General features: G+C 72.2%; 12 protein-coding genes. 5 read left to right on the forward strand and 7 right to left on the reverse strand.

The annotated features are described in order from the left end of the window. Positions 1-97 precede the first annotated feature (97 nt). The gene (locus ACIRL2_RS01700) at positions 98-436 is read left to right on the forward strand and encodes a VOC family protein (protein WP_395869272.1); all 339 of its coding nucleotides are present in this window, start codon (positions 98-100) and stop codon (positions 434-436) included. 30 nt (positions 437-466) lie between these two features. Then, entirely contained in the window at positions 467-1,477 is a 1,011-nt protein-coding gene (locus tag ACIRL2_RS01705; RefSeq protein ID WP_395869274.1) for a pseudouridine-5'-phosphate glycosidase, read from the forward strand. A 79-nt stretch (positions 1,478-1,556) separates the two neighbouring features. On the opposite strand, the gene ACIRL2_RS01710 is transcribed toward ACIRL2_RS01705, so the two are convergent. Then, on the reverse strand, positions 1,557-2,852 hold the full coding sequence (locus ACIRL2_RS01710; protein WP_402229395.1) for a four-carbon acid sugar kinase family protein: 1,296 nt from the start codon (positions 2,850-2,852) through the stop codon (positions 1,557-1,559). Positions 2,853-3,062: 210 nt separating this feature from the next. Here ACIRL2_RS01710 and ACIRL2_RS01715 point away from each other — a divergent pair, with 210 nt between their 5' ends. Beyond that, on the forward strand, positions 3,063-4,787 hold the full coding sequence (locus ACIRL2_RS01715) for an AMP-binding protein (RefSeq protein ID WP_402229398.1): 1,725 nt from the start codon (positions 3,063-3,065) through the stop codon (positions 4,785-4,787). 44 nt (positions 4,788-4,831) lie between these two features. Here ACIRL2_RS01715 and ACIRL2_RS01720 read toward each other — a convergent pair whose 3' ends face one another. Continuing rightward, complete coding sequence (locus tag ACIRL2_RS01720) at positions 4,832-5,521, reverse strand: hypothetical protein (RefSeq protein ID WP_402229401.1); 690 nt, start codon at positions 5,519-5,521, stop codon at positions 4,832-4,834. A gap of 176 nt (positions 5,522-5,697) precedes the next feature. Here ACIRL2_RS01720 and ACIRL2_RS01725 point away from each other — a divergent pair, with 176 nt between their 5' ends. Then, entirely contained in the window at positions 5,698-6,117 is a 420-nt protein-coding gene (locus ACIRL2_RS01725) for a hypothetical protein (protein WP_395869282.1), read from the forward strand. Between the two features lie 68 nt (positions 6,118-6,185). Here ACIRL2_RS01725 and ACIRL2_RS01730 read toward each other — a convergent pair whose 3' ends face one another. The 4 genes from ACIRL2_RS01730 to ACIRL2_RS01745 form a co-directional block, all read right to left on the reverse strand. After that, positions 6,186-8,654, reverse strand: coding sequence for an HAD-IC family P-type ATPase (locus ACIRL2_RS01730; RefSeq protein WP_395869284.1), 2,469 nt, complete (start codon positions 8,652-8,654; stop codon positions 6,186-6,188). A gap of 77 nt (positions 8,655-8,731) precedes the next feature. Continuing rightward, on the reverse strand, positions 8,732-10,096 hold the full coding sequence (locus ACIRL2_RS01735; protein WP_395869286.1) for a M16 family metallopeptidase: 1,365 nt from the start codon (positions 10,094-10,096) through the stop codon (positions 8,732-8,734). Further along, entirely contained in the window at positions 10,093-11,412 is a 1,320-nt protein-coding gene (locus tag ACIRL2_RS01740; protein ID WP_395869288.1) for a M16 family metallopeptidase, read from the reverse strand. The genes ACIRL2_RS01735 and ACIRL2_RS01740 overlap by 4 nt, the downstream gene beginning before the upstream one ends. A 128-nt stretch (positions 11,413-11,540) precedes the next feature. Further along, positions 11,541-11,786, reverse strand: coding sequence for a DUF2630 family protein (locus ACIRL2_RS01745; protein WP_395869290.1), 246 nt, complete (start codon positions 11,784-11,786; stop codon positions 11,541-11,543). Positions 11,787-12,036: 250 nt separating this feature from the next. Between ACIRL2_RS01745 and ACIRL2_RS01750 the strand changes: the two genes are divergently transcribed. Next, positions 12,037-14,505, forward strand: a complete 2,469-nt coding sequence (locus ACIRL2_RS01750) for a DNA topoisomerase (ATP-hydrolyzing) subunit A (RefSeq protein ID WP_395869292.1) — start codon at positions 12,037-12,039, stop codon at positions 14,503-14,505. A gap of 87 nt (positions 14,506-14,592) precedes the next feature. Here ACIRL2_RS01750 and ACIRL2_RS01755 read toward each other — a convergent pair whose 3' ends face one another. Then, complete coding sequence (locus ACIRL2_RS01755; protein WP_395869294.1) at positions 14,593-15,066, reverse strand: HD domain-containing protein; 474 nt, start codon at positions 15,064-15,066, stop codon at positions 14,593-14,595. Between the last annotated feature and the right edge of the window lie 63 nt (positions 15,067-15,129).

The following is a 15,129-nucleotide window of genomic DNA, read 5'->3' on the forward strand; positions in this document are numbered from 1 at the left end:
GTCGCCGGCGGATTCGAGCCGCCCCGACTCGGTGGGTGTCCGGCGCGCCTGATAGACCATCAGATACCGTGCCCGGTCTCGCCGCAGGAGGTAACCCATGTCCGCTCAGGGCCTGTCCGCCGCTTTCCCCGTCGCCGACATGGCCGCGGCGGTGCGGTTCATGACCGCGGTGCTCGGCGCGGAACCGACCTTCGTCGACGGCGAGCGCTGGGCGCAGTTCGACGTGAACGGCGGCCGACTGGCGCTGGCCGGCACCGACCGCGAGGGCGAGTCGGCCTCGGTCATGGTCAAGGTGGCCGACCTGGAGGCGGCCCTGGCGCCGCTGCGCGAGGGCGGGTTCACCGTGGGCGAGTCGGTCGAGGGACCGCACGAGGTGCGGGTTCAGGTGACCGGGCCCGACGGATGGGCCGCCGTGTTGTACCAACCGCGACGCTGACCACGGGTCGCGACGGGACGGCGGATAGCCATGATCATCGGAGTGTCCGAGCGCCGGGGCGAGGCCGAACCCACGCGTCCCGGCGCGTATGCCCCGCCGCTGCCGCTCGCGCCCGGTAGCGTCCTACCGGTGAACGGCTTGCGGATCCTGCCGGAGGTCGCGGACGCGCTCGCCGCCGGCCGACCCGTGGTCGCCCTGGAGAGCACGATCATCGCGCACGGGCTGCCGCGCCCGGACAACCTGCGGATCGCCCGCGAGATCGAGGGACGGGTCCGGGCCGCGGGCGCGGTCCCGGCGACGATCGCGCTCGTGCACGGCAGACCGTCGATCGGGTTGGACGCCGAGACGCTCGAGTTCGTCGCCATGTCCCGGGACGTGCTCAAGGCCGGGATGCGCGACCTGGCCCTGGTCGCCGCCCGGGGCGGGCACGCCGCGACCACCGTGGGCGCGACCGCGCACCTGGCGCATCAGGCGGGCATCCGGGTGTTCGCCACCGGCGGCCTGGGCGGGGTGCATCGCGAGGCGCGGGAGAGCTGGGACGAGTCGGCGGATCTGATCGCGCTGACCCGCTGCGGGCTCACCGTGGTGTGCTCGGGGGTCAAGTCGATCCTGGACGTGGGCGCGACGCTGGAGCGGCTGGAGTCGCTCAACGTGCCGGTGATGGGTTTCGGTACGCACGCGTTCCCGGGGTTCTACCTGGCCGACTCCGGCCACCGGCTGGAGTGGCGGGTGGACACCGCGGACGAGGTGGCCGACGTCGTGCGCGCGCACGAGGCGCTCGGCCTGGGGCGGAACGCCCTCGTGGTGGCGAATCCGGTGCCGCGGGCCGATCAGGTGGACCCGGACCTGCACGATCGGGTGTTGCGTCGGGCGCTGACCGCGCTGGCCGACAGCGGGATCCGCGGCAAGGCGGTCACCCCGTTCCTCCTGGACGTCTTCCACCGCGAGACCGGCGGCGCGAGCCTGAACGCCAACATCGCCCTCATCCTCAACAACGCCGACCTGGCCGCCCGCATCGCGCAGGCCCTGACCATCGCCTGAGCGGCCCGATCGGGGCGCCGGCACCGCCGACTCCGGGCCGATGCCGGCCGGGTGGGGCGCCCGTCGCGGGAGCGTGCTCCTACCACCGTCCGGCGTCGATCTGCGACGTCGTGACCGCCGCCGGCCGGGCCGTCCGGACGGTGGAGCTCATCCGCAGGTGCAACACGCAGGCCACCGCCGCGTGCGGGTCCCCCGCCGAGCCGCCCTTCGCGGCGAACGGCAGCCCGTCGTACGGCCCTCCGACCAGTCGCCCTGCCGGCACCAGCGGTTGCACCTCGGTCTCCACCGCGAGCCCGTCCGCGCCGAGCGCGATGCACACCGCGCCCGCGATGTCCCCGCCCGTCGCGTACACCCCCGCGAACGGCGCGGCGGCCAGCGCGCGCCCGACCGCCTCGCCGAGCAGCACCGGAAGCCGGGCGGAGACCACCGGATCGGCCCGGTCCGGGACCAGGGTGCGGATCCCGGCCAGGGGTGTGCCGGTGCGGGCCAGCGCCACCAGGTCGGCCGCGACCCGGACCGGATCGGGCGCGTCGCCCACCTCCAGCCACCGCGCGCCCAGTCGGCGCCGGGTCCAGGCGATCTGCTCGCGGCCGAGCGGGCTGAGGCTGCCCGCGACGCCGAGCACGGGTCGACCGGTGGGCACCGTGCCCAGCGCGCTCGCCAGCGCCGCGCCGAACGGCCCGGGATCCACCGGCAGCCAGCGCGACTCCCCCGCGAGCGCGCCGGTCGCCGCCGCCAGTGCGAGCGTCTCCACATCGGCGTCGGTGACCGCGTCGCAGACCAGCACCCGGGCGGCCGGATCGCACAGGGCCCGGACCAGGCCGGGCGGGTCGCCGCGCACGACGTCGAGCGGGACGTGCGCGATCGCCCGATCGATCGTGTCGAACGCCTCGATCACGGCCGCGGACGTCACCGGGCCGAACCCGTCGCGGGCGACTTCGCCGTCCGCGATCGGGACGCCGTGCGCGTGCGCGACACCGGCCTCGACGGGCCGGCCGGCATCGGGACGGGCCGGCACCACCAACGCGCGCACCGGCGGCCCGGGACGGGCGTCGAGCACGTGCAGCAGCGCGCCGGTCTCCGCGCCGGGATTGCCGCGCAGTGTGCCGTCCATGCGCTTGCCCACCAGCGGCGCGTCCGGGAACACCGACGCGCCCGCGACCACCCGCCGCGCGGCCTGCACCCCGGGCAGGTGCCGGGTGGCCAGATCGAACACGAGTACCTCCGGCGCGCCGGAGCACGCCCGAGGTGGACCGCCGGTGACCAGCGTGCGCATCCCCCGCCGGGCGAAGCGCACCGCGGTGGCGTTGGCGCCCGTGAGGTCGTCGGCGAGGACGAGCACGCGCGGGCCGGATCGCCCCGTACTGTCTGTCAATTACGGTCCCGAATGTCGGATCAAGATCATCTTTGTGCGCTTGTTTCCGTAGCCTCTCGGAGTCTTGCGGCCCGGCGCCGCGACGGTCAACGTGAGGAGCCCGGAGCCGGTCGTTGACCGCTCGAACGGGTGATGCGAGGGTGCGTTCCTGCACCGATGCAGCGGTGCTGCGGTAAGGCGACACCGCACGACAGACGGAGGAATTCGGCGATGACGGGTGCGACCGAGGCGTTTCGCGCAGCGCGCGACTTCCTGCTCGAACACCGCGAGGACCAGCCCACCGCGTGCCGGGACTTCCCGCGTCCCGAGCCGACCGAATTCAACTGGGCGCTCGACTGGTTCGACCCGAACGCGCGCGGAAACGACGCCACCGCGCTGTGGATCGTGGCCGAGGACGGCACCGACACCAAGGTCTCCTTCGACGAACTGGCCCGGCGCTCCGACCGGGTCGCGTCGTGGTTGCGGGCGCGCGGGGTGCGGCGCGGCGACCGGGTGTTGCTGGTACTGGGCAACCGGGTCGAGTTGTGGGAGGCGATGCTGGCCGCGATGAAGCTCGGCGCGGTGATCATCCCGGCCACCACGATGCTCGCGCCCGCCGATCTGACCGACCGGGTCACCCGCGGCGACGTCGCGCACGTGATCGCCGAGTCGGCGGTGACTCCGGGCTTCGCCGAGGTGCCCGGAGACTGGACCCGGATCGCGGTGGGCGAACCGAGCCCCGGCTGGCTCGCGTTCGCCGACGCGCACGACTCACAGGGCGCGGACGAGGCGTTCGTGCCGGACGGGCCGACCGCCGCGGCCGACCCGCTGCTGCTGTACTTCACCTCCGGCACCACCGCGCAGCCCAAGCTGGTGGGCCATACCCAGGCGAGCTATCCGATCGGGCACCTGTCCACGATGTACTGGCTGGGCCTGCGGCCGGGCGACGTGCACCTGAACATCTCCTCGCCCGGCTGGGCCAAGCACGCCTGGAGCAATTTCTTCGCTCCCTGGAATGCCGGTGCCACGATCCTGATCGTGCGTCAGGAGCGATTCGCCGCACGCCCGTTGCTGGACACGATGGTGCGTTGTGGGGCGACCTCGTTCTGCGCGCCGCCGACCGTGTGGCGGATGCTGGTCCAGGAGGACCTCGGCGCGTGGCGCACCGCGCTGCGCGAGGTGATCGGCGCGGGCGAGCCGCTCAACCCGGAGGTCATCGAACAGGTGCGGACCGCCTGGGGGTTGACCATCCGGGACGGCTTCGGCCAGACCGAGACCACCGCGCAGATCGGCAACGCGCCCGGACAGCAGGTCCGGCCGGGCTCGATGGGCCGGCCGCTGCCCGGGTACACCGTCGCCCTGCTCGACCCGATCTCCGGCGAGGTGGTCACCGGCGAGGGCGCCGAGGGCGAGATCTGCCTCGAACTCGCGGCACGCCCGCTGGGTCTGATGACCGGTTACCTCGACGACCCGGAGCGCACGGCCGAGTCGATGCGCGACGGTTTCTACCACACGGGCGACGTCGGCACCCGGGACGCGGACGGCTACATCACCTATGTGGGCCGCTCCGACGACGTGTTCAAGGCGTCCGACTACCGCATCTCGCCGTTCGAGCTGGAGAGTGTGCTGATCGAGCACGACGCGGTGGCCGAGGCCGCGGTGGTGCCCTCGCCGGATCCGGTGCGGCTCGCGGTGCCGAAGGCGTACGTGGTGCTCGCCGCCGGGCACGAGCCCACCCGTGAGACCGCGCTGTCCGTGCTGCGGCACGCGCGCGAGGTGCTCTCGCCGTACAAGCGGATCCGCCGGATCGAGTTCGCGGAGTTGCCCAAGACCATCTCGGGCAAGATCCGCCGGGTCGAACTGCGGGGTCGCGAACGCGAGTTGCACGAGGGCGACTTGGCCGGACGGGGCGCGCTGGAGTGGTTCGAGGAGGACTTCCCGGAGCTCAAGGGCTGACCGGACCGGGGCCGGGCCGCCACAGGCCCGGCCCCGGAACGCGCTCAGATCTTGTCGGCGACGATCTTGGCGATCGCGATGTGCTGCGTACGCGGGAGGCCCTTCGCGGCGGGCGCGAGGGACACGTGCGCCTCGACCATCAGGTCGGTGCCGCGCGGCTTGACGAAGTAGACCTCGGGCACCGAGGGCGCCGGATAGGCGCCGTCCCCGGCCACGTACAGCGTCGGGAACGCGCCGAGATCGGTGATCGGCTTCCCGTACTTGGACGCGTCGTTCTTGGCCGCCACGCTCTCCGCCGTGCCGGAGAGCCTGCTGCTCTGGGTGAAGTACTGCACGGTCAGCAGCGACGAGTCGCCCGGGCCGTAGTAGCGGCAGCTGTGCAGCGTGGGGTCGTTCTTGGTGCGCGGAACCTCGCTGCCCAGCACACCCTTGAGCTCGGCGGGCGTGAGCAGGTTGCAGAAGTCCTTGGCGCCGACATCGACGGTGCCGCCGGGCTTGCCGGTCTCCGGCGCGGTTGCGGGCGCGGTGCCCTTGCCCCCGCCGGGCTGCGTGGCCGGCGCGCCGCTCGCGCCGCCGGTCGAGCCGCCGCCCGCCTGGGGCGCGGCCGTGGCCGGGTCCTTCTTCTTCTTGTCGTCGTCGCCCTTGACCTTGTCGACCAGACCGCATCCGCTGGACAGCGCGATGACGGATGCGGCGATCAACAGGCCCGGTACGGCAGGCTTACGCAGGTACAACGTGGTTCTCCATCCCCGTGGGGCGACCGGCGCCTCCTCCACCCCCGTGGATGCGTGACGGAACGTCACGACGGCGCGGATCGCTCGATGTCGCCGATGCGTGTGTGCGGCAGAGCGAGGCTAATGCACGAAATGGATGACCGCTGAAGTGCCGCGGGAGCGATACGGTGACGACCGTGACGACTACGCCGAGTGAATCCGACGGGCTCGTACGCACCGCGACGTTCGGTTGGGGCGGGGCCCGGGCCGCGCTGGGCGTGGTCGCGCTGCTCGACCCGGTGCGGGTGTCCCGACCGTGGATCGGCGACGACGCGGAGCGCACCGGCGCGCTGGTCTTCGCCCGCGCGCTCGGCGGACGCGACCTCGCGCTCGGCGCCGGCGCGATGTTCGCGGCGGGCCGCGGCGAACCGATCCGCGCCTGGGCGCTGGCGGGCTCCGCCGCCGACCTCGGCGACACGCTGATCACCTGCGCGTACCGCGGGAGGCTGCCGCGCGGACGGCGGGCCTTCATCGCGGGCCTGGCCGGGGGCTCGGCCGTGCTCGGCGTGGCCCTGGCCCTCGCCGAGCGGGGCAGGGACCGCCGGGGCCTGTCCTAGGAACGCGGTGGCGGGGCGGTCCGCATCGGGTGCGGGCCGGGCCGATGCCCGACCCGCACCCGATGCGCCTACGCGGCCACCTCGCTCGCCAGGCGGCGCTTGTTCCAGTACGCGACGATCTCCAGAAGCACTCCGGCGGCCACCGCGAGGCCGACCGCGGTCCACGGCATCCGCGTACCGACCAGCTTGAGTTCGAAGAAGTCCTGGAGCCATGGCACCGAGATCACCGTGGCGAACCCGGCACCCATCACCAGCACCAGCGCTATCCGCCACCACGTGTACGGACGGGCGATGATCGCGAGCACCCACAGGCCGACCAGGAACAGCGTCAGCGTCGCGATCGACGTCTCGGCCGTACGGGTGGCGTCCGTCGCGCCGTAGTACGAGCGGGCCAGCAGGTACGCGGTGAAGGTCGCCGTGCCGGCGATCACCCCGGAGGGGCCCGAGTAGCGCAGCACCCGCTTGACGAAGCCGGGACGGGCGCGTTCCTTGTTCGGCGCCAGGGCCAGGAAGAACGCCGGGGTACCGATGGTGAACCAGGCCAGCAGGGTCAGGTGCCGGGGCAGGAACGGGTAGGGCACGTTGGCGATCACGACCAGGATGGCCAGCAGCACCGAGTAGGCGGTCTTGGTCAGGAACAGGTTGGAGACCCGCTCGATGTTGCCGATCACCCGGCGGCCCTCGCCGACCACCGACGGCAGCGTCGCGAAGCTGTTGTCCAGCAGCACGATCTGCGCGACGCCCTTGGTGGCCTCGCTGCCCGAGCCCATCGACACACCGATGTCGGCGTCCTTGAGCGCGAGTACGTCGTTGACGCCGTCGCCGGTCATCGCCACGTTGTGCCCGCGCGACTGGAGGGCGGCGACCATGTCCCGCTTCTGCTGCGGGGTGACCCGGCCGAAGACCGTGTTGGCCTCCAGCACGTCCGCCAGCTCGTTCTGATCGGTGGGCAGCGTGCGCGCGTCCACCGGGTGTTCGGCGCCCTTGATGCCGAGCTTGGCGGCCACCGCGCCGACCGAGATCGCGTTGTCGCCGGAGATCACCTTGGCCGCCACGCCCTGATCGGCGAAGTAGTCCAACGTCGCGCCGGCGTCGTGCCGCAACCGCTGCTCCAGCACCACCAGCGCGGCGGGCGTCACGTCGGCGCCGTCCGGGCCGCCGACGAGGGCGTCCACGGTGTCCGCGAGCGGGGCGTCGGTGCGGACCAGCATCAACACCCGCAGGCCCTGTCCGCCCAGCCGTTCGGCGTCGGCGAGCAGTTCGCCGTGCGCCTGCGTGGTCACCAGCACCTCGGGGGCGCCGATCAACCACGTGGCGCGGGCACCGGCCACCTCGAACGTCGCGCCGCTGTACTTGCGCGCGGACGAGAACGGCACGCTCTCCACCGAGGTCCAGCCGTGCTCGGCCGGGCACTCGTCGATGATCGCGGCCAGGCTCGCGTTCGGGCGCGGCTCGGTGGTGCCGAGCGCGCCGAGCGCGGAGCGCACCGGCAGGCCCTCGGCCAGCTCGCGCACCTCGGCGACGTTCATGCCGCCCTCGGTGAGCGTGCCGGTCTTGTCCAGGCAGACCACGTCGACCCGGGCCAGACCCTCGATCGCGGGCAACTCCTGGACCAGGCACTGCTTGCGACCCAGACGCACCACACCGACGGCGAACGCCAGCGAGGTGAGCAGCACCAGGCCCTCGGGGACCATCGGCACGATGCCCGCGATCATCCGGGTGACGGCCTCGCGCCAGGTGGTGTCCTCCAGCCGGTACTGGCTGATGATCAGCGCGATCGAGGCCGGGAACAGGATCCAGGTGACGTACTTGAGGATCGTGCTGATCCCGTTGCGCAGTTCCGAGGCCACCAGCGTGAACTTGCTGGCCTCCTCCATGAGCTGCGCGGCGTACGCCTCGCGACCCACCCGGGTCGCGGTGAACGCGCCGTTGCCGGCCACCACGAAGCTGCCGGACATCACCGGGTCGCCCGGGCGCTTGATCACCGGGTCGGCCTCGCCGGTGAGCAGCGACTCGTCGATCTCGAGGTTGTCGGCCTCGACGACCACGCCGTCCACCGCTGCCTTGTCGCCCGCGCCCAGCTCGATCACGTCGTCGAGCACGAGGTCCGAGGGGGACAGCGCGACGGCCCGCCCGTCCCGGCGCACCACCGGCTTGGACTCGCCGATCACCGCGAGCCGGTCCAGGGTGCGCTTGGCGCGCATCTCCTGGATGATCCCGATCCCGGTGTTGGCGATGATCACGAAACCGAACAGGCCGTCCTTGACCGACCCGACGGACAGGATGATCAGCCACAACACGCCGATGACGGCGTTGAACCGGGTGAAGACGTTCGCCTTGACGATCTCGGACGTCGAGCGACTGGAGCGCACGGGAACGTCGTTGACGTCGCCCCTGGCGACCCGTTCCGCGACGTCCGCGGCGGTCAGTCCGACGCCGAGCGGCACGGGGGCATCGCCTTGTTTCCCGTCGGGTCCGTCGACCGGCGGAATGGCTGTCGTCTCTCCGGGCCCGGCGCCCGGCAACGGCTGAGTCATGGGTCTACGTTAAGTGCCCCGGGAGATCGCGGTTGGCGGTGGGCCGCCCGTTGGGATCCGCCCACCGCCGCACGCGCCTATTCGACGACCGTGACCGGTCCGATTTCGAGTGCTTCCAGCGGCTCGCGGATCTTGTCCGCGTCGCCCACCAGGACCACCACGAGGTGCTCGGGGTCGAACGCGGCGGACGCCGACGCGGCGGCGTCCTTGGTGGCCACGTCGGCCAGCCGCAGGTAGAGCTCCGGCAGGTAGTCGTCCGGGAGCCGCTCGGCGGCCATGTCCGCGAGCGAGTCGCACACCGCGCGCGGCGTCACGTACTTCAGCGGCGCGACGCCCACGATGCTCTGCACCGCCGCGTCCCGCTCGACGTCCTCCAGGCCCTCGGCGGCCAGCGTGCGCAGCACGGTGACCAGGTCCGCGACGGCCGGCCCGGTGACGTCGGTCTCCACCGAGCCGTGGATCGCCAGCAGCGAGCCCACCGGCAACGACTGGTTGCCCGCGCGCACGCCGTAGGTGTAGCCCTTCTCCTCGCGCAGCACCCGGTCCAGGCGCGAGGTGAGCGTGCCGCCCAGGCAGTACGTACCGATGGTCAGGGCCGGCCACGAGGCGTCCTCGCGGCCCGGTCCGGTGCGCCCGACCAGCAGTTGCGTCTGCACGCTGCCCGGCCGGTGCACGATCAGCACCCGGGCGTGGTCGTCGGCGAGCACGGGGGCCGGTCGCGAGGGCTCGGCCGGCTCCGCGTGCCAGGTGCCGATCGTGCGCTCCAGCACACCGGTGACGTCCACGCCCTCGAAGTCGCCGACCACGACCAGGGTGGCGGTCTGCGGACGCACGTGCGCCGTGAAGAAGTCCCACACGGCCGTGCGGTCCACCCGCGCGACGCTCTCCGAGGTGCCGGCGCGCGGCCGGGACAGTCGCACCGAGGGGTCGAACAGCGTCGCGCTCAGCGCGAGCGCCGCCCGCCGGGGCGGACTGGCCAGCTCGTGCACGATCTCGTCCAGCCGCTGGCGCACCAGCCGGTCCACCTCGTCCGCCGGGAACGCCGGCGCCCGGACCGCGTCCGCGAGCAACCCCAGCGCCCGCTCCAGGCGCGAGGCCGGCACATCCAGCGCGACCCGCACGCCCGGATGATCGGCGTCGGTGTCGATCGTCGCGCCGCAGCGCTCCAACTCGGCGGCGAACTCCTCGGCGCCCATCTTGTCGGTGCCCTCGGTGAGCGCGCGCGCCATGATGGTCGCGACGCCCTCGCGCTCGGTCGGCTCGGCGGCCAGCGGCGAGTCGAGCACCAGCTCGACCGCCACCACCTTCTGGCCGGGTCGGTCCACGCGCAGCACCGCGAGGCCGTTGCCCAGCACCGAGCGCTCGGGCGCGGGGAAGGTCCACTCGCGGGCCGGGCCCGCGCCGGGGCGCGGGTGGAACACCATCTCGCCGGTCTGGGTCACGCGACCTGCTCCTCGTTCTCGTCCGCGTCGTCGGTCGGTTCGTACACGAGCACCGCACGGTTGTCCGGCACCAGGCGCTCGGCGGCGACCGCCCGCACCTCCTCGGCCGTGATGTCCAGCAGCCGGTCCAGCGCGGTGAACGCCAGGTTCGCGTCGCCGAACAACGTCGCGTAGCGGCACAGTTCGTCCGCCCGGCCGCCGGCCGTGGCCATCGTGTCCAGGTAGGCCCGCTCCAACTGGGCCTGCGCACGTTCGAGTTCGGCCGGGGTCGGACCCTCGGCCGCGAACCGCGCGAACTCCTCGGCCAGCGCCGCGTCGATCGCCCCGACCGCGCCCGACCCGGACGCCTTGACGTCCAACATCGCGACCGACGCGGTGCCGGACAGGCGCATCAGGCCCACCCCGGCGTAGATCGCCAGCTCGTCGTGCCGCACCAGCCGGGTGTTCAGCCGCGAACTCTCCCCTTCGCCGAGCACGGTCAGCGCGATGTCCGCCGCGTCCGCGCCCCGGGTGCCGTCGGCCGGCATCCGGTACGCGGCCATCAGGGCCGGCGAGGGCACCTCCTCGTGCACCGTCTCGCGCACCTCGGCGCCCAGGACCGGCGGCAGCGTGCCGTCCGCGGGCACCGGCTTGCCGTCGTGCGCGGGGATGGTGCCGAAGTACTTCTCCACCCAGGCCAGCGTCTGCTCGGGATCCACGTCGCCGACGATCGCGAGCACCGCGTTGTTGGGCGCGTAGTAGGTCCGGAAGAACGCCTGGCAGTCCGCGAGCGAGGTGGCGTCCAGGTCGGCCATCGAGCCGATCGGCATGTGGTGGTACGGGTGGCCCTCGGGGAAGGCCATCGCCACCAGCCGCTCCCACGCGGTGCCGTAGGGCACGTTGTCGTAGCGCTGCCGGCGCTCGTTCTTGACCACGTCGCGCTGGTTGTCCAGGCTCTCCTCGGTCAGCGCCTTCAGCAGCCCGCCCATGCGGTCCGCCTCCAGCCACAGCGCGAGTTCCAACTGGTGCGCGGGCATGGTCTCGTAGTAGTTCGTGCGCTCGAAGCTGGTGGTGCCGTTGAGCGAACCGCCCGCGGACTGCACGAACTCGAAGTGCTCGTTGCCGTGCACGTTGGCCGAACCCTGGAACATCAGGTGCTCGAAGAGGTGCGCGAGGCCGGTCCGCCCGGGCCGTTCATGCCGTGAGCCCACGTCGTACCAGAGGCAGACGGCGGCCACGGGGTCGACGTGGTCCTCCGAGAGCACCACGCGGAGCCCGTTGCCGAGGGTGTGCGTGGTCGCGGTGAACCCCAACGATGCAGTCGCCGGTCCTGCCATATGCCCAACCGTCCTCTCCTGGAGAGTGACCGCCGCGCCGGCGGCCACCCTCACCCTAACGACGCGCGGTGCCCGTTCGACTCCCGCTTTCGGGCTGTTCGCGATCGGCGAAGCCCGCCCGCGGACGACTACTGCTGATAGCCCTCCACCTCGCGCGCCGGCCGCGCCGCGGCCGTCGCCGGGTCCCCGCCGGCGTCCCGCAATGCCTGACGCTGCCTCAGCAGGTCCCAGCACTGGTCGAGTTCGGCCTCCACCTCGGCCAACCGGGCATGCTCCTCACCGGACGAGATCACGCCTTGCGCAAGTTGGTCCCGCAGGGCACGCTCCTGCTCGACCATGTCGGTGATGCGTTCGCGGATCTGCTTGTCGTCCATCGGGAAACCCTTCGTTCTTCCTGCTCGGACGGCGGCCGGAGAGTGCGGCACAACCGTGGGCCAAGAAGCTGTCCTTCCCTCCTCGCACGGCCCTCAAGCACGCTGTCACCCGGGTCGATGCACTCACATGTCGCACCGGCGCGTCACAATGGGCACGCCGTGCGGGCCGTCCCCGGCCGCGCCGCCCTCGGGCGGACACGGGAGACACGGCCCGGCGCCGGCCCGAAGAAGCAAAGGAGCAACGCCGCGCATGGCCCGCCGTAGTACGAAAACTTCCGGTCCGCAGCCACCGGACGACTTCGAGGAACGCATCCTCGACATCGATGTCGTCGACGAGATGCAGGGCTCCTTCCTGGAGTACGCCTACTCGGTCATCTACTCGCGGGCACTGCCGGACGCCCGCGACGGGCTCAAGCCCGTGCATCGCCGCATCCTGTACCAAGCCGCCGAGATGGGCCTGCGCCCGGACCGGGGGTACGTCAAGTGCGCCCGCGTCGTGGGCGAGGTGATGGGCAAGCTGCACCCGCACGGTGACGGCCCCATCTACGACACCCTGGTGCGCATGGCGCAGCCGTTCTCGATGCGCCTGCCGCTGATCGACGGCCACGGGAACTTCGGCTCGCTCGGCGGCGACGACCCGCCCGCCGCGATGCGATACACCGAGTCCCGGCTGTCCTCGGCCGCGATGCTGATGGTCGACTCGATCGACGAGGACGTCGTCGACTTCGGCCCCAACTACGACGGCCAGGAACAGGAACCGGGCGTCCTGCCCGCCGCGTTCCCGAACCTGCTCGTCAACGGGGCGTCCGGGATCGCGGTCGGCATGGCGACCAACATGCCGCCGCACAACCTGGTCGAGGTGGTCGCCGCCGCGCGTCACCTGATCCGACACCCCACCGCCACACTCGACGACCTGATGCGCCACGTCCCCGGCCCCGACCTGCCCACCGGCGGTCGGATCGTGGGCCTGGGCGGGGTCCGCGACGCGTACGAGAAGGGCCGCGGCACCTTCAAGATCCGCGCCACCGCGACGGTCGAGTCGGTCACCGCACGCCGCAAGGGCATCGTGGTCACCGAGTTGCCGTACAACGTCGGCCCGGAGCGGGTGATCGCCAAGATCAAGGAGTTGGTGCAGGCCAAGAAGGTCCAGGGCATCGCGGACCTGAAGGACCTCACCGACCGCTCGCACGGCCTGCGTCTGGTCATCGAGATCAAGAACGGGTTCAACCCCGAGGCGATCCTCCAGCAGCTCTACAAGCTGACGCCGATGGAGGAGACCTTCGGCATCAACAACGTCGCGCTGGTCGACGGCCAGCCGCTCACGCTGGGCCTGAAGGAACTGCTCCAGGTCTACGTGGACCACCGCTTCGAGGTGGTCCGCCGGCGCAGCGAGTTCCGGCGCCGCAAGCGCCAGGAGCGCCTGCACCTGGTCGACGGCCTGCTCGTCGCGCTGATCGACATCGACCGCGTGATCGAGCTGATCCGCTCGAGCGACAACTCGGCGCAGGCCAAGGAACGTCTGATGGAGACGTTCTCGCTCTCCGACATCCAGGCGTCCTACATCCTGGACACCCCGCTGCGCCGGCTCACCCGGTTCGACCGGATCGAACTGGAGGCCGAGCAGGAGCGCTTGCGCGCCGAGATCGCCGAACTGACCACCATCCTGGAGGACGACAAGCTGCTCCGGAAGGTGGTCTCGGACGAATTGGCCGCGGTGTCCAAGAAGTACGGCACGCCGCGCCGCACGGTCCTGCTCGAATCGGCGGACGTGCCCGCCGCGGCCGTTCCGCTCCAGGTCACCGACGCGCCGTGCACCGTGCTGCTGTCCTCGACCGGCCTGCTCGCCCGCACCTCCACCGGCGGCCCGCTGCCGCCCGAGGGGGCCAGATCCAAACACGATCTGGTGGTGTCCTCGGTCGCGGCCACCGTGCGCGGCGAGGTCGGCGCGGTCACCAGCACCGGCCGGCTGCTTCGGATCAACGTGGTCGACCTGCCCTCGCTGCCGGAGACCGCGACCGCGCCGAACCTGGCCGGCGGCGCACCGCTGTCCGAGTTCGTCTCGCTGGAGTCGAACGAGCGACTGGTGTGCCTGACCACCCTGTCCGCCGACTCCCCCGGGCTCGCGCTCGGCACCGCGCAGGGGGTGGTCAAGCGGGTCGTGCCGGACTATCCGGCGAACAAGGACGACCTGGAGGTGATCACGCTGCGCGAGGGCGACGCCATCGTCGGCGCGGTCGAGTTGCGCACCGGCGAGGAGGACCTGGTCTTCATCACCGACGACGCCCAGTTGTTGCGTTTCCAGGCCTCGATGGTGCGCCCGCAGGGCCGCCCGGCGGGCGGCATGGCCGGGATCAAGCTCGGCACCGGACAGTCCGTGCTCTCGTTCACCGCGGTGGATCCGGGCGCCGACGCGATGGTGGTCACGGTCGCCGCCTACAGCGGGGACGCGCTGTTCGGCTCGGAGTACGGCACCTGCAAGGTCACCCCGTTCGCCGAGTATCCGCGCAAGGGTCGAGCCACCGGCGGGGTGCGCTGCCAGCGCTTCCTCAAGGGCGAGACCACGCTGCGCCTGGCCTGGGCGGGCCGGGCACCGATCCGCGGCTCGGACGCGAAGGGAGCGCCGGTCGAACTGCCCGCCCCGGATCCGCGCCGGGACGGCTCCGGCACGCCACTGGTCAAGCATGTCGAGGTGGTCGGCGGCCCTCCGGGCACCGTCTGAGCCGGCCCCGCACACCGAGGCCCCCGCGGCGTCCCTCGCCGCGGGGGCCTCGTCCCGTTCGATCGCCGGCCGAGCCGGCCTCGTTCGTCAGCGCGCGGCGAACTCCTCCAGGAGCTCGATCGAGCGCGTGTACTTGTGCCGCAACCGCACCTGCGTCGCCGCGTCGAGTTGCCCGAGTCGGGCCTCGGAGCGGTTGTCCGCGATGTCCGCCCGCTTGACCACGAGCGCGATCGGGTCCGCCGCCGCGCGCTCGATGCTGACCTCCAGCGGTTCGCCGGGCAGCTTGGACAGCGCGATCACCGCGGCCACCACCCGCTCCGGCACACCGGCGGCGCGCAGATCGTCCGCACCCACCGGTGTGTCCTCGATCACGTCGTGCAGGACCGCCGCCATCTGCGTGTACGTGCCCTCGACCTGCCGCATCACCCGCAGCGGGTGCGTGATGTACGGGTGACCACCCTTGTCCAACTGACCGTCGTGCGCGGCCCTGGCGAGCGCCACCGCGTCGTCCAACGTGAAGCCGGCTATCGCCGCTCTCCCGTCGGGCCGTCCCTGGGGCATGGCCGCCTCCCATCGTTACCGTGTGCAACAACCGTACCGGGATCATCGGATCCGGGCGCTCGG

It is taken from the genome of Embleya sp. NPDC127516 (assembly GCF_044765325.1).
GTDB lineage: Bacteria > Actinomycetota > Actinomycetes > Streptomycetales > Streptomycetaceae > Embleya.

Bases quoted from the DNA above. Each gene is read 5' to 3' on its own strand.
- ACIRL2_RS01750 (WP_395869292.1), top strand. From the start codon at position 12,037: ATGGCCCGCCGTAGTACGAAAACTTCCGGTCCGCAGCCACCGGACGAC.
- ACIRL2_RS01705 (WP_395869274.1), top strand. From the start codon at position 467: ATGATCATCGGAGTGTCCGAGCGCCGGGGCGAGGCCGAACCCACGCGT.
- ACIRL2_RS01715 (WP_402229398.1), top strand. From the start codon at position 3,063: ATGACGGGTGCGACCGAGGCGTTTCGCGCAGCGCGCGACTTCCTGCTC.
- ACIRL2_RS01740 (WP_395869288.1), bottom strand. From the start codon at position 11,412: ATGGCAGGACCGGCGACTGCATCGTTGGGGTTCACCGCGACCACGCAC.
- ACIRL2_RS01745 (WP_395869290.1), bottom strand. From the start codon at position 11,786: ATGGACGACAAGCAGATCCGCGAACGCATCACCGACATGGTCGAGCAG.
- ACIRL2_RS01700 (WP_395869272.1), top strand. From the start codon at position 98: ATGTCCGCTCAGGGCCTGTCCGCCGCTTTCCCCGTCGCCGACATGGCC.
- ACIRL2_RS01755 (WP_395869294.1), bottom strand. From the start codon at position 15,066: ATGCCCCAGGGACGGCCCGACGGGAGAGCGGCGATAGCCGGCTTCACG.
- ACIRL2_RS01730 (WP_395869284.1), bottom strand. From the start codon at position 8,654: ATGACTCAGCCGTTGCCGGGCGCCGGGCCCGGAGAGACGACAGCCATT.